The sequence below is a fragment of the Burkholderia diffusa genome (assembly GCF_001718315.1).
GTDB lineage: Bacteria > Pseudomonadota > Gammaproteobacteria > Burkholderiales > Burkholderiaceae > Burkholderia > Burkholderia diffusa_B.
This window is the reverse complement of the sequence record NZ_CP013363.1, coordinates 953,354-966,841: the sequence shown is the minus strand read 5'-3', so window position 1 is coordinate 966,841 and position 13,488 is coordinate 953,354. Positions and strand designations below refer to the sequence as shown.

Here is a 13,488-nt window from a genome sequence, read left to right as displayed (position 1 = left end):
TCCGTTACAACATCGTAACGAAGCGGCCGGCCGGATCGCGCGTCTCCTGCCGCGACGCAGCATGACATCCACACCTGTCGCGCCACCCGGGTCGCTGCCGCCGCGCCGGCGCGAAAGGCACCGTGCCGGTGCAGGCCCGCATGCAGCTCGAAAAGATTCGGGCAGGCGAAGCAGCAAGTATGCGCGTATCGGCCGGCACGGCGAAATGATCGCGCCCAGACGACGGATGTGGGCACCGTGAGGAAATCGGCGACGCGATAGGCGTTGGCCTGCGAGCGCCAGCCGAATCGCAATGCGCAACCTGCCCGCCGTGAACGAACGCAATCTTCAAGCACGGCCCCCGGTTTTTCAATCGTGTTCGATGCGGACGACCTCGCGGCACGTTTCGCCGCGGGCCGTCGCGACGATTCAATTATGAAAAAACCGCCATACGGCGACCGTGTGCTACCGCACATTGCCCCGTTCACGGCACGCGGCCGGTTTCGCGCAGCGGGCATCGGCCGCGCGAAACCGGCACAACGAGAGCGTGAGTATGCTTTCGAACAGACCGCCGCGCGCCGCATCCGCATCATGGACATCGCCGGTCTACATGGCACGAACGCACTCGTGCCGCCCGGCGTGCTGAAGGCTTCACTCGAGGACGGCATCATGGAATGGCATTGTTGTGAATTCGAACATCTGAGCGCCATCGATCTCTATGCAATCCTGCGCTCGCGAAATGCGGTGCTGGTGGTCGAGGACGCGCACACGCATCTCGACATCGACGGCAAGGATGCGCATGCGCTGCACGTGTTCGCATGCATGCACAGGGGCGACACGACGGAAGTCGTCGCCTACGCGCGCGTGCTCTCCGGCGACGACGCCGATCCGGACGTCGTGATCGACAAGGTCCTGACGAGCGAGGCCTGCCGCGACGACCGCACCCTCGAGCAACTGATGCAGCGCGCGCTCGCGGCCGCGCAAGCCGCATGGCCCGACGCGGCTGTACGCACGCACGTGCCCGCACTGCGCCAGGCCTTCTACAAGCGCTTCGGATTCCGCAAGGCTTACGGCCCATATCTCGAACAGGGCACGCCGTTCGTGGGTCTCGTTCGGCCGGCGGACCGCGCTGCCGGCGCGCTGCGTCAGCTCCTGTCCCGGACCATCTCCGCGCCGCGATCGCGAAACAAGGACGCGCGCGTCGACGGCCGCGCGCACAACCTGCTGTCCGCCGATACCGGAGTCAATCGATGAGCGCCACCCTTCGCCCGGTTCCCGAACCGGAGCTACCCTGCATCCTGCCCGTCATTCTCGCCGGCGGTTCGGGCACGCGCCTCTGGCCATTGTCGCGAGAGCAGTATCCGAAGCAGTTGATCGAGTTGACCTCGAACGAATCGCCGCTGTCATCGACCGCGCGCCGCCTGAACGGCATCGCGAATGCGGCACTCGGCGACACGCTGCTGTTGGTATGCGGCGAACAGCATCGCATCATGAGTGCCGCACAGGTGCTCGGGCGCGCGGCGCCTCCGCGCATCCTGCTGGAACCGGCCGCGCGCAATACGGCACCTGCGCTGACGCTCGCGGCGCTCGACGCCAGTGCGCTTGCGGACGATCCCATCCTCGTGGTCATGCCCGCCGATCACGTGATCGGCGACGTCGTCGCATTCCAGGAAGCGATCGGGCGTGCGGCGCGCTACGCACAGGAAGGCGCCATCGTCACCCTCGGCGTGCTGCCGCGCCGCGCGGAAACCGGCTACGGGTACATCCAGGTCGGCGAACCGCGTGCCGGTCGCCTCGGCGGACAAGGCGGCTATGCGATCGGGCGGTTCGTCGAGAAACCGAGCGCTGCACTCGCCGAGCGCTACCTGCATTCGGGCGATTATTGGTGGAACAGCGGGATTTTCATCACGCGCGCATCGATCTGGCTGAAGGCGATCGGCGCACTCGCGCCCGACATTCATGCGGCCTGCGATGCCGCATGGCGCGCGGGAATCGCCGAGGATCCGTTCTTCCGCATCGACGCGGCGGCTTTCGACGCCTGTCCGTCCGACTCGATCGACTATGCGGTCATGGAGCGCCTCGCGGACAGCCCCGAACTCGGCATCGAAGGCATCGTGGTCGCGCTTTCCGCTGGCTGGTCGGACGTCGGCACCTGGGATGCGATCTGGGAAATCATGCCGAAGGACGATCAGGGCAACGTTGCGCGCGGCCCGATCGTGTTCGAGGACACGCAGGATAGTCTCGTGCGCTCGGAAGGCCGGCTGATCGCGTGCGTCGGAATGAAGGACGTGGTCGTGATCGAGACGCCCGATGCGGTGCTGGTCGCGAACAAGCACGATGTGCAGCGCGTGAAGAACATCGTCGCGCGCCTGAAGACGGAGCAGCGCCCGCAGGCAAGCGAACACCGCAAGGTGCAGCGGCCGTGGGGACACTACGATTCGATCGATCTCGGCGAGCGGTTCCAGGTGAAGCGGATCGTCGTCGAGCCCGGCAAGCGGCTGTCGCTGCAGATGCACTATCACCGTGCCGAGCACTGGATCGTCGTGCGCGGCACCGCGAAGGTCACGCGCGGCGACGAAACCTTTCTGCTCAGCGAAAACGAATCGACCTACATCGCCGTCGGCGAGGTTCACCGTCTCGAGAATCCAGGCCGGATTCCGCTCGAGATCATCGAAGTGCAGTCGGGCGACTATCTCGGCGAAGACGACATCGTGCGGTTCGACGATCAATATGGACGACCGGTCGTCGAGACCGCGCAGCAACGACCGTCGCTCGCCTCGCGCGAACCGGAAAAGGAAGTCGCAGAACGCGATGTCATCCGGTAGGCGCATGCGGCTCGCGGCGGCGCGTGCGATGACGATGGCCGCTGCCGCACGAACAAGGGGCGGCGGCCCGTTCGCCGCATGGCGCCTCGAACCGGCGGCGCGTGCGATGCACGATCACTCGAGGCCGCCCTGCGACCATCGCGCGCGCCTGACGGACTCGCGCACGCGCGGCAACAGTATCGTATCCGCGCCGGCCGCGTCACCCGCCGTCGACAGTGGCTGACGCGCGGCCGCACACGGCGTGCCCTTCGCCGGAGCCCTCGATGCCGTCGGCGGCCGGTCGGTCGCGCAATCGTCCGTAGCGTCGATCCGGACCGGCATTCCACCGATCTCCGACAGCTGGTTGTTTGCAAGACGCACGCCCGATACGTTTCCCGACAGACGAATGCCATCGAATCGCGCATGCGATACGCGGTTGCCGACCACGGTCACCCGCGATACCGAGCCCGACCACGTGCTGACCTCGATCGCCGCCTGCCGTGTGATCGGACGCGAATCCGGCCGGCCCGTCGTCGTCTGAATATCCGCGATCGAATTGCTCTCGATGCGGATGTCGGACGAACCGGCGGTGCGGTTGCTGTCTTCCTGTGCGACGAGAATCCCGGAGCTCACCTGTACGTTGCGCACGATGTTGTTCGAGATGGTGACGTTCGCACCGCCGACCACCGTGATGCCCCGCCCCCACGGATTGCCCTCCAGCGAGTTGCCGGTAATCAGCACGTTGCGTGTCAATACGCCTTCCGCCTGGTAACTCACCACCGCGATCATGTCGTCGCCGGTGCCGCGCACGACGTTGCCTTGCACGAGCACGTTGCGCGCGCCATGCGTCATGTGAATGCCGTCCGCCAGCGTCGACAGTACCTCGTTTCCGACGATCGCGACGTCCGCGCCGCCAAACACGAAAATGCCGGCGCCGGCGCCGCCGTCGATCACGTTGTCGAGCACCTGTACACCGCGCCCCGTTACCTCGACCTTCGTCGACGCGGGTGTCGTGAGCCGCGTCGTGCCGGTTCCCGCGAGCCGGAAGCCGACGAGTGTCGTACCGTCGCCGCGCATCTCGATCGTCTGATCGTCGGGGGTTGTCGCGATCAGCGTCGCGCCGTAGCCCGACAACACCACATTCGGCTGCCGCACGACCAGCGAACGGCCGATCACATACCGCCCCGGCGCGAACATCAATCGCTGGCCCGGCTGCAATGCGTCCAGCGCACGTTGCAACATATCGGCCTGATCGGTCGCATCCGCGGCGGGACGAACATACGCATCCGGTAGGTTCGCGTGAAGCGCAACAGGTGCGGGTGTGCCGGATGCCGCGACGGCACTACCCGGCCAAGCCAGCCCGCCAGCCATGCACATGCCGACGATCACCGCGCATGCAAGGAACGGGCTTTGTGATGTACGCATATCGAATCGACTCCCTCGTGTGACTTCATGCGCGTCGTCTGGCGCCCCCGAACGCGGCATGCCGGCCGAGTTGCCTGCCCGTGATGCCGCCGAAGCGGGCGACGCGATACGTTCGATTAGATCATTCGAACGAGCCGGTTTTCGGTGCGTCAACAGACCAATGCATCCCGCCTGCGCGGTGCGATCGCACGTGCCGTTGATCATTCATTGCGCTTTCCAGCGTTCCATGGAGCCGAATCGCCGATCGGTAGGCTCGCGAACCGAGTGCCGACCAGCGACGCGTATCATGGCCCTCATGCGACGCGACCGTGCCCCGGCATCGCCCAAAGGCATCCGCCGCGCCCGATCCGGCGTCATGGTCCCGCCGCCGTGCCGTGCGCCCTGCGGAGCGCGACGCGTGCACACACGGACCGTCCGCAATTCGCTCGTCCAGACTCCGTTCATGACCAACCTGACCATCGCAATCTGCAACTACAACCACGGCGCGTACCTGCGCGACGCGATCGACTCGGCGCTCGCACAGACCGCTCACGGTGTAAGCGTGCTGATCGTCGACGACGGTTCCACCGACGATTCGCGCGACATCATTCGCTCGTACGGCGAGCGCGTGACGGCGGTGTTTCAGGAGAATCGTGGTCAGGTCGCCGCATACAACCGCGCGCTCGAGCACGTCTCGACGCGCTACGTCATTCTGCTCGACGCGGACGACCGGCTCTATGGCGACGCCGCGGCCCGCGTGCTGGCCGCGTTCGCGTCCGGCGACTTCGTGAAGGTGCATTTCCGGCTCGACGTGATCGCGCGCAACGGCGCGATGACCGGAGCGAGCGTGCCGCAGTCGGCCGTCGACGCCGATTGCGGCCGTCTGTTGCGCGCGGGCTGGCTGTACCCGTCGCCGCCGGCATCGGGCAACGCGTATTGCGTCGATGCGCTCAAGCGCATCTTTCCGGTGCCCGTCACCCCGGACAACCTGCATGGCGCCGATTTCTACGCGATCTACGGTATCGCGTTGCTCGGTGCCGTGCACATGATCGATGCAACGCTCGGTGGCTATCGCGTGCATCAGCAGGCGGACACGCGCCCTGCCGACGACACGCCGGCCCTGGCCCTCACCAATTCGGAAGACGCCGCAACGGGCGCGCTGAAGGCCGAACGCCGGTGGTCGACCTTGCGCATGATCGCAGGCACGCGGCTGCACGAGGCATTGCCGGTCGCCCCGCTCGACTTCGCGATCGAAAAAGCACGCTTCGCAAGCACGCTGTATCACGCGTCGTTCGTGCGGCGCTGGTGCTGGTTCCTGTGCGAATCCGGGCGCTACTGGCACACCGTGCTGCGCAATCCGTTCTGGGGTCCGGCCAAGAAGGTGGCGGTCGCAGGGCTGTCACTCGCATGCCTGCTACCGTCAGCAACGCTCAGCAACCGCGCGATTCGCTACATCTCCAATCCTCTCGCACGCGTGCGCAATTCATCCAGCCATCGCGCCGACGCTCGATAGCAGCGTCGCACCCGCGCTTCCGGCGCCGAATCGCGCCTTCGGTAAGCCATCGCACCCAGTGCGTCGCGCATGCGCTGCACAATGATCCGGACCAGTGGATTCACGCGCACTGACCGGATTTCGCCGTCTTTTCGTCTCCAGTCGTCGTAGTCGAACGCCGGCTTCCGATGTTCGGAGGAATCCGCCCGACACGTGGAACGCGGCATGGATTCTTCACGCCGCATCTTGTTCGGCGCCCTCCGGCAACGTCTACCCGATATTGCATCGGCTGAAATCATCCGGCCGCCTCGCAAGCACCGCACATGCGGCCGCGACCGCAGGATCCAATGGCCAATATCGCCATGCATTTATCAATCAGGAATGCATAGTTTAACGAAACGGACACCGATACCGCACGATCGGCAGGCCGCTCATCGTCACGATGGGCGATGAATGTGCGATCGGGTCGCCAGACTCAAGATGACCAAAGAAAAGATCGTTCATATTGCCGAGGCGTTTGGTGGCGGCGTGCTTTCGATGCTGACCCATCTCGCGAACCATGCTGCAGCAACCGGTGTCGACGTGACGGTGCTGCATTCGATCCGACCGGAAACCCCGACCGATTTTTCAACGCTGTTCCTGCCCGACGTGAAGCTCGAATACGTCGACATGGCACGCGAGGTGAGCATCAGACAGGACCTGCGGAGCTTGCGTGCGCTGGTCCGGAACCTGCGCGACTGCAAGCCGACCGCCATTCATCTGCACTCGTCGAAGGCCGGCGTGCTGGGGCGTATCGCCGCGCGGATCGCGGCCCCGGACGCGAGGGTCCTCTACTCGCCGCACGGGCTCTCGTTCCTGCGCCGCGACGTATCGCGCATGAAGCAGTACGCTTATCTGGGCTTCGAACGCGTCGCGGCGCATATCGGCGGAACCATCGTCGCGTGCTCGGGCAGCGAACTCGCCGAAATCAAGGGAAGGGTCCGGGCGAAGTCGGCGGTCCTGGTGGAAAACGGCGTGAATCCGGCGGAGATTCCGCCGCGTCGAACGCGCGGCGATCGCAAGGTCGTCATCGGGATGAGCGGTCGGGCATCGTTCCAGAAGAATCATCAAGCATTCGTGCGTCTCGCCGATGCGCTGCACGGCGCGGACGTCGAGTTTCGCTGGATCGGCGGTGACGCCGCCGAGATTCCCGATCCCGGCCAGCGCCGCGCCGTCGTCTGCAGCGGCTGGGTAACGCGCGCTAGTGCACTCGAGCTGGCGTCGGAACTGGACATCTACGTCCAGACTTCCCGCTGGGAAGGCATGCCGGTCGCGTTGATCGAGGCGCAGGTCGCCGGCATACCGGCCGTGGTGACGGACGTCGTGGGCAATCGCGACGTGGTGATTCACGGTGTGACCGGCTACGTCGCGTCGAGCGCCGACGAGATGACCGCATATCTGAGCCTGCTCCGCGACGATCGGCAGCTTCGCGAGGAAATGGGTGCGGCAGCCCGGCAACGGGCGATTCGGCGATTTTCGATGAACGCGATCTTCCGTCAGTGGCACGCGCTTTACGGGCTCGACACCGACGAGCCGCATGTCGATACGCGCGACTTCAAGCCGGTTGTGCCGGATCACGTCAAAGCCTGATTCCGATTTCGACATCCCCTTATCGACATGATCGCTTTCAAGAAATCGAAGCAACTCGTATACAACGGCCGATTCACGACGCAGAAGACGACCGGCGTGCAACGCGTCGCGCGCGAACTGATCGCCGCACTGATCAAGTTTCAGCCGCAGGATCCCGTGACCGTGCTGGTGCCCCCGCAACCTGGCGTCGAGGTAAGCGGGGCGAAGACGGTCAAGGTGGGGTTTTACAAGGGCGTGATCTGGGAACAGCTGGTTCTCCCGTTATTCGCGCGCGGCGATCGCATCGTCAATCTCAGCAACTCGGCATCCATTTTCGCCGGCAACCAGATCGTCTACATGCACGACGCGGCGGTGTTCGACACGCCCGCGCATTTCTCTCGGCCGTTTCGCGTGTGGTACCGGATCATGTTCTGGATCCTCGCGCGAACCTCCGTTTGCGTGCTGACCAACTCCCGTTTCTCGCGCGATCGCCTCGCGCATCACTGTGGCGTTTCCGCGGAAAAGATCAGCGTCGTGCCGCTCGGTGCGGATCATCTCGATGTGCTGGAATCCGACACGAGCGTGCTCGACAAGCATGTGCTGACACCGGACCGGTTCGTGCTCGCGGTCAGCAGCATGAATCCGACCAAGAACTTCGGCCGGCTGATCGCGGCGTTCCGGCAGATCAACGATCCGTCGGTCGATCTCGTCATCGTCGGCATGCAGAACGCCACCGTGTTCGGCAAGCAGGATCATCTCTCGGCAGCCGAACCGAACATCAAGTACGTGGGCTACATCAGCGACGAGCAACTGAAGGCGCTGTACCAGAACGCGGCGTGCTTCCTCTACCCGTCGATCTACGAAGGCTTCGGCATACCGCCGCTCGAGGCAATGCGCTACGGCTGTCCGGCGGTTGTCGGAAAATCGGCCGCCTTGCCGGAAGTCTGCGCCGATGCGGCGCTGTACTGCGATCCGTATTCGCACGACGACATCGCGGAGAAATTGCGGAGCCTGCTCGATTCCGCCGAGCTCAGGGCCGAGCTCAAACGCAAGGGAACCCTGCATGCGGAGAAATATCGCTGGAGCCGAAGTGCCGAGATGATGAAGGAGATCTTCGAGTCGCTGTAGGGCGATCGCGGCGTGTCGTCATCGGAGAAGGCGCGGATCGACACGCGCTGCCCTCATGCACTGCCCGGCGTCCCGGTCGAGCCGCGAAGTTTCATGCAGTCGCGCCGGCGACGGCCGGCATGCTCGGCAAGTCGGCGCGGTTACACGACGTTGACCGTGCTGCCGGCTGCGGCCCGTCGATCTCCGAACAGGCGCTTGCCGAGATGCGACCTGATCGGCTCCTCGACGAATTTCGCGAGGACGGCAGCGGAGACGATCGAAATGCCCGCGGCAAGCATCGCCGTTCTGACGACGTGGATGTCGCCGTGGGGTGCATACGCGAACACCAGCCTGCCGATCGGGTAATGAACGCAATAGAGCGGGTACGAGATCCAGCCCAGGAATTCACTGATCCGTGCAATCATCTTGCCGCTCGGCGCCAGCATGGCGCCCCGGTAAACCAGCGCAGGCGCGACGAACAACAGCACTGCCAGCGCGTACATCCCCTTGATCGACGTCGGAAACGCGACAACCAGCAGGAAAGCGCCAAACAGCAAATAGTCGTTCTTGATGAGCCCGGCGACGAACCAGCGCGGCCTGCCCGAGAAACTGGCATCGTGCATCTTTCCAATCGCAACGCCCAGCAGGAATCCGTAGCCAACCCTGAAGAATCCGCCGATGAAGTTGTCGGCCGACCAGCCCTGATTCAGGATGACGGTCAGCTTGTCGTTGTCGAGGCCCACGAGCCATCCATACACGACGAAAGCGCCGAGACACGCATACGCCAGTCGCAGCAAATTCCGCGCGTTCAATCTGATCGCCGCGATCAGGACGACACTCGCGAACAACTCGAAGAACAGCGACCACGCAGGCGGATTCAGAGGAAACACCCCTGGGTCATCGACCGCCGGCAAGCCGTGATTCGCCCCGCCGACGAAGCCCGACACCGAGAAACGACCGAGATACGGGACGAGAAAATAATTCTGGCCGGTGGCTGCCGCGAGGTTACCCGGCGAGAACGCCGCCGACGAGTGGATACGCATGACGACGAGGCTCACGACCCCGATCGTGAGCCCGATGCATATCATCGGATACAGACGTATCACGCGGCGCTTCAAATACTCGCCCCACCAAGACTCCTGACGCAATCTTTCGCCGTAGGAGTGCGTCAGGATGAATCCGCTCAGCATGAAGAAAACGTCCACCGAAAGATACGCGCTCTGCAGTATCGGAATCGGTAGATCCTGAAGGAAATGCATGAGCATCACACTGATTGCCGCAATGCCGCGCAATCCGTCCAGAATTTCAAACTTCTGCTTGTGAATAGCCATGAAATGGAGTGGCTCCGGGAAATATTGGTTCTGGGACCCGGCAATCTACAAAGCGGTCGCATGCCCCGCACCGCCCGACCCTTGTTGTTATCGCGAGAACACTGAATCGATGTCCGCGGCGCGATTCTGAAGCGTGACGGCACGCCTGTGTTCATTTCCATCGAGCCGGCAGCCCATGGCATCGGGCGCAGCGCGTGCCCGAGCCTTGGCGAACCAGCGGAATACGACGATCAGCAGTACGACCGGCACGAAATTCCGTCCACTGAACAGATTTGGGGTCCGCATGATTTCCATGACCGACACGAACAGCACCGCGTGGACGCAACACCAGAACCCGTTCCCGCTTCGCCATCCCGCGTAACTGCGACCAACCACCCAACCAAGCACGAGTGCGTCGACCAAGCCGAACCAGCCCCACTCGTAGAAGTGAACGAAAATCCCCGATGGATTATTGAACTCCGGATCGGCGTAGCCGTTCAGGAACAGGTTGATGCTGTCCCCGGAGTCGAGCCACGGCTGCAACGTCGCGCCGATGGCCGGGAATCGCAGCAGCCAGTCGAACGTGAACATCGGGTGCCCCTGATCCCACCCCAGCACACTCAGTATTCCCGCGCCGTTGTTCAACGATGTCGAGTAGTACAGGCCGAGACGTTCGAGTGCGAAATCGAACAGGTTGTCGTAGATGTTGACGTAATAGGCTTCCCACGACCGGTTGTACTCGTTCGCGATAAACAGCCCGAACAGCAGCGGGATCGCCGCATACGGACCAAACGTAAACAACCGCGAATATCTGCCGCCGAGCCTGAATCGCACGACCATGAGCGCAAGCGGCATCACCATTTCGATCAGCGCGAGACGCTCGGCGAAGATGAAGCTGCGCACCAGCGTCAGCACCGCGAGCACGGCGAAGTAGATCTTGTAGCGATTCAGTCCTTTTACCGGGGTCCTGAACACATGGAAATACAGCACGACATATGGCGCCGTCGCCTGCGTGAATGTGCTGAGGCCCGTGATACGCCCTTTCAGATCCAGCATGTCGTATGCATTCGCTTCACCCCGGAAGAATGCGACCAGCAGTGCAGGATGCGTAGCGATGCCGCTCAGCAGCAACGCATAGCCGAACAGCGCAAGCGCGAACACGAAATCGAGCACGCGAGGCGACAGTTCGACCGCGGCAGGCGGCGGACCTCTTCGCGTTCGCACTTCGGTCGTCGCGAGCCATGACGCGGCCACCACCACCATCAGGAACAGCGCGCCGACGAACGCGTAGTAGCCGTCGAAGTAGATCCGCGCGATCGACTTCTGGTCACCCAGCAGGCTGAGCGACAGCAATCCGTACAACGGCAGGATGAACATCAGCACGAGGCGCGCCGGGTCTTCCCACCAATAGCCCGTATAAGCGCCTTCGGCGCCGCGCGCGCGCGCCATCCTGCGCATCGTCGCCGGACGCTGTCGCGACCCGCCCCGCGCACCGCGCGCTCGCCGGTTCATGACGCCCGTTCCACCCGTTGCCGCGGCGCGATCACCCCTGCATATCCCGACGCGGCCTGGTGCGTGTTCGTATCCGTATAGCCGTAGTCGTACCGTCCCGGCGCGCCTTTGTAATCGTTCAGCACCACACCGCGAACGTCGATATGCGCGTGTTCGAGCCGTCGCGCGCTTTCATCGAGTTCGGCGAGCGTCGTGACGCCGCTGCGCGCGACGAGGAACACGGTTCCCGCGAGGCGGCCGAGCACCAGCGCATCGGCAACCGGCAGCAACGGCGGGCCGTCGATCACGACCATGTCGTAGCGCGATGCGGCCTGCTCGATCAGTTCGGCAAGCGCGGGCTGCAGCAGCAGTTCGCCCGGATCGGGCACGATGCTGCCCATCGCGATGAAATCGAGACCCGGCACGACGCCGCGCTTGATCGCCTCGTCGAGCCGGTGGGTGCCAGCCACCACGTCCGACAGGCCCGGCGCGCGGCTATAGCGGAATCGCTCGTGCAACGATCCCTTGCGCAGGTCGGCATCGACCAGCAGGACTCGTCGCTTCGCCGCGCCGACGAGCGACGCGATATTCGCGGCGACGAACGACTTGCCGACACCCGTCGTCGGCCCGGAAATCAGTACGACGGGATTCGACGCGTCCGGCATCGACAGTTGCAGCGCCGCACGGAAATTGCGCAGGCTCTCGAGCGCCGCGTCCTGCACGACGACCGGCGCAACCGGCGCGCGCGCGCCGCGCCGGCCAGCCTTCGGGCGCAACTCCGCTTGCGCCGCGACCGGGCTGTGCGGCACGGTCGCGAACACGGGCAGCCCCGTCGTCCATTCGATTTCCTCGGCATCGCCGATCGTCCCGACGACGCGCTGCCGGACGATCACGATTGCCGCACCTGCCAGCAGGCCCACCATCAACAGAGCGACCACGGCAACCCCTCGATGCGGGCCGATCGGCTGCTCGGCGACCTTCGCCGTATCGACGATCCGCACGGTGCCGGTCTTGCTGGCCCTCGCGAGCATCATCTGCTGTCGCGTATTGAGCAGGTTCGTGTACAACGCAGTATCGACTGCCACATCGCGCTGCAGTTGCAGCACGCCCTGTTCGACGGCAGGCAGCTGCTGAATCTGCTTGCGCGTCATATCGAGCGAACGCTGCGCGTCGGAGAGCTGGGCATCGACGGCCACCACGGCCGGATGCTTCGGCATGAAGCGCGTCAGCAATTCTTCGCGCCGCTGCTGCAACGTCTGCACGCGCGTCTCGATGTCGACCGACTGCTGACGCAACGCCAGTGCCTCGTCGCTCGTATTGACCGTCCCGTGCGAAGCCCGGAATGCGTTGAACCGGCCTTCCGCCTTTTCGAGCTGCGCCTTGAGCTGCGGCAACTGGGCGTCCATGAAGCGGATCAGCTTGTCGGCCGCCTCGGACTTGCGCTGTGTGTTCTGTGCCAGGTACGCGTCGCCGATCGCATTCAGCACACGGCTGTCGTGCATGGGATCGGTGCCGTCGAGCGTCACGCCGATCATGTTCGATTGCTTGCCACGCTCCGAGATCAGCGCGTTCTTCTGCAGCCAGGCCGTCGCCTCCTCGTCGCTGTAGCGCGTCAGGTCGAAGCGTGCGCCGGGCTTGCCGGCCACCGCGCGCACGAAAATGTCGAGCGGGCCCTGCGGCGTCTCGACATGCAGCGGCTGCCCGATGCGCCCCTGCCATGCCGGGCCAGTTCGGCCGAACCAGCCGATACGTTGCAGCGTGTAGGCGCCGTCGTCGCCGACAGTGAGCGCGAACCGCTTGCCGAGCAGGCGCTTGGGCACGTCGAAGGTCGGCACGTCGATGCGCTCCGTGCCGTACACGTAGCCGCCCGGCAGCGGCGACGACACCCCGTCGGCCGCGTTCACGAACCGCCAGCCAATCAGCGGCAGGTAGTGCGGTCGTGCATCGACGGCCAGATTGGTGCTGTCGATCGCGCGATCGAGCACAGCGCGGGATTTCAGCACTTCGATCTCGGTCGATGCGTCCGTCTTCAGGTCGAAGACCGACGACGGATCGCCGGTCGGCGACGTCGACTTCGAGTCTGTCGGGCTTTGCTCGACCTGGAACAGGATGTCGGTTCGGTAGACCGGGGCTGCACACAGCGCATACACCGCGCCGATGAGCGCGCCCGCGAGCGTCGTGCAAAGGATCAGGCGCCGGCCGCCGTACAGCATGCCCCAATAGCGGCGCACCGGAAAGGACGGACGCAAGGCGAGCCCGCTATGCGGGTCGGGCAGGGTCGAAGAAGTCATAC

At 64.4% G+C, this 13,488-nt stretch carries 9 protein-coding genes; 5 read left to right on the top strand and 4 right to left on the bottom strand.

Annotation, left to right across the window (positions count from 1 at the left end; genetic code table 11):
• The first annotated feature begins 648 nt into the window (after positions 1 to 648).
• Together WI26_RS19720 and WI26_RS19715 are read left to right on the top strand one after the other, a co-directional pair.
• Positions 649 to 1,233, top strand: coding sequence for a drug:proton antiporter (locus WI26_RS19720; protein WP_069227795.1), 585 nt, complete (start codon positions 649 to 651; stop codon positions 1,231 to 1,233).
• The gene (locus WI26_RS19715) at positions 1,230 to 2,804 is read left to right on the top strand and encodes a mannose-1-phosphate guanylyltransferase/mannose-6-phosphate isomerase (RefSeq protein ID WP_069226899.1); all 1,575 of its coding nucleotides are present in this window, start codon (positions 1,230 to 1,232) and stop codon (positions 2,802 to 2,804) included. Before WI26_RS19720 ends, WI26_RS19715 begins: the two co-directional genes overlap by 4 nt.
• A 114-nt stretch (positions 2,805 to 2,918) precedes the next feature.
• On the opposite strand, the gene WI26_RS19710 is transcribed toward WI26_RS19715, so the two are convergent.
• Positions 2,919 to 4,208, bottom strand: coding sequence for a right-handed parallel beta-helix repeat-containing protein (locus tag WI26_RS19710; protein ID WP_069226898.1), 1,290 nt, complete (start codon positions 4,206 to 4,208; stop codon positions 2,919 to 2,921).
• Positions 4,209 to 4,650: 442 nt separating this feature from the next.
• Between WI26_RS19710 and WI26_RS19705 the strand changes: the two genes are divergently transcribed.
• From WI26_RS19705 to WI26_RS19695, 3 genes are all read left to right on the top strand, one after another.
• Positions 4,651 to 5,700: a glycosyltransferase family 2 protein gene (locus WI26_RS19705; protein ID WP_069226897.1), complete on the top strand. Its 1,050-nt coding sequence runs from the start codon at positions 4,651 to 4,653 to the stop codon at positions 5,698 to 5,700.
• Positions 5,701 to 6,159: 459 nt separating this feature from the next.
• Positions 6,160 to 7,308 (top strand): glycosyltransferase, encoded by a 1,149-nt coding sequence (locus WI26_RS19700; protein ID WP_069226896.1) that lies wholly within the window; start codon positions 6,160 to 6,162, stop codon positions 7,306 to 7,308.
• A gap of 27 nt (positions 7,309 to 7,335) precedes the next feature.
• On the top strand, positions 7,336 to 8,415 hold the full coding sequence (locus WI26_RS19695) for a glycosyltransferase family 4 protein (RefSeq protein WP_069226895.1): 1,080 nt from the start codon (positions 7,336 to 7,338) through the stop codon (positions 8,413 to 8,415).
• Between the two features lie 140 nt (positions 8,416 to 8,555).
• Here the strand turns inward: WI26_RS19695 and WI26_RS19690 are convergent, their stop codons facing one another.
• The 3 genes from WI26_RS19690 to WI26_RS19680 form a co-directional block, all read right to left on the bottom strand.
• Positions 8,556 to 9,725 (bottom strand): acyltransferase family protein, encoded by a 1,170-nt coding sequence (locus tag WI26_RS19690; protein WP_069226894.1) that lies wholly within the window; start codon positions 9,723 to 9,725, stop codon positions 8,556 to 8,558.
• 87 nt (positions 9,726 to 9,812) lie between these two features.
• Entirely contained in the window at positions 9,813 to 11,216 is a 1,404-nt protein-coding gene (locus WI26_RS19685; RefSeq protein WP_069226893.1) for an oligosaccharide repeat unit polymerase, read from the bottom strand.
• A complete protein-coding gene (locus WI26_RS19680) occupies positions 11,213 to 13,486 on the bottom strand; it encodes a polysaccharide biosynthesis tyrosine autokinase (RefSeq protein WP_069226892.1) in 2,274 nt (757 codons plus the stop codon). The genes WI26_RS19685 and WI26_RS19680 overlap by 4 nt, the downstream gene beginning before the upstream one ends.
• Between the last annotated feature and the right edge of the window lie 2 nt (positions 13,487 to 13,488).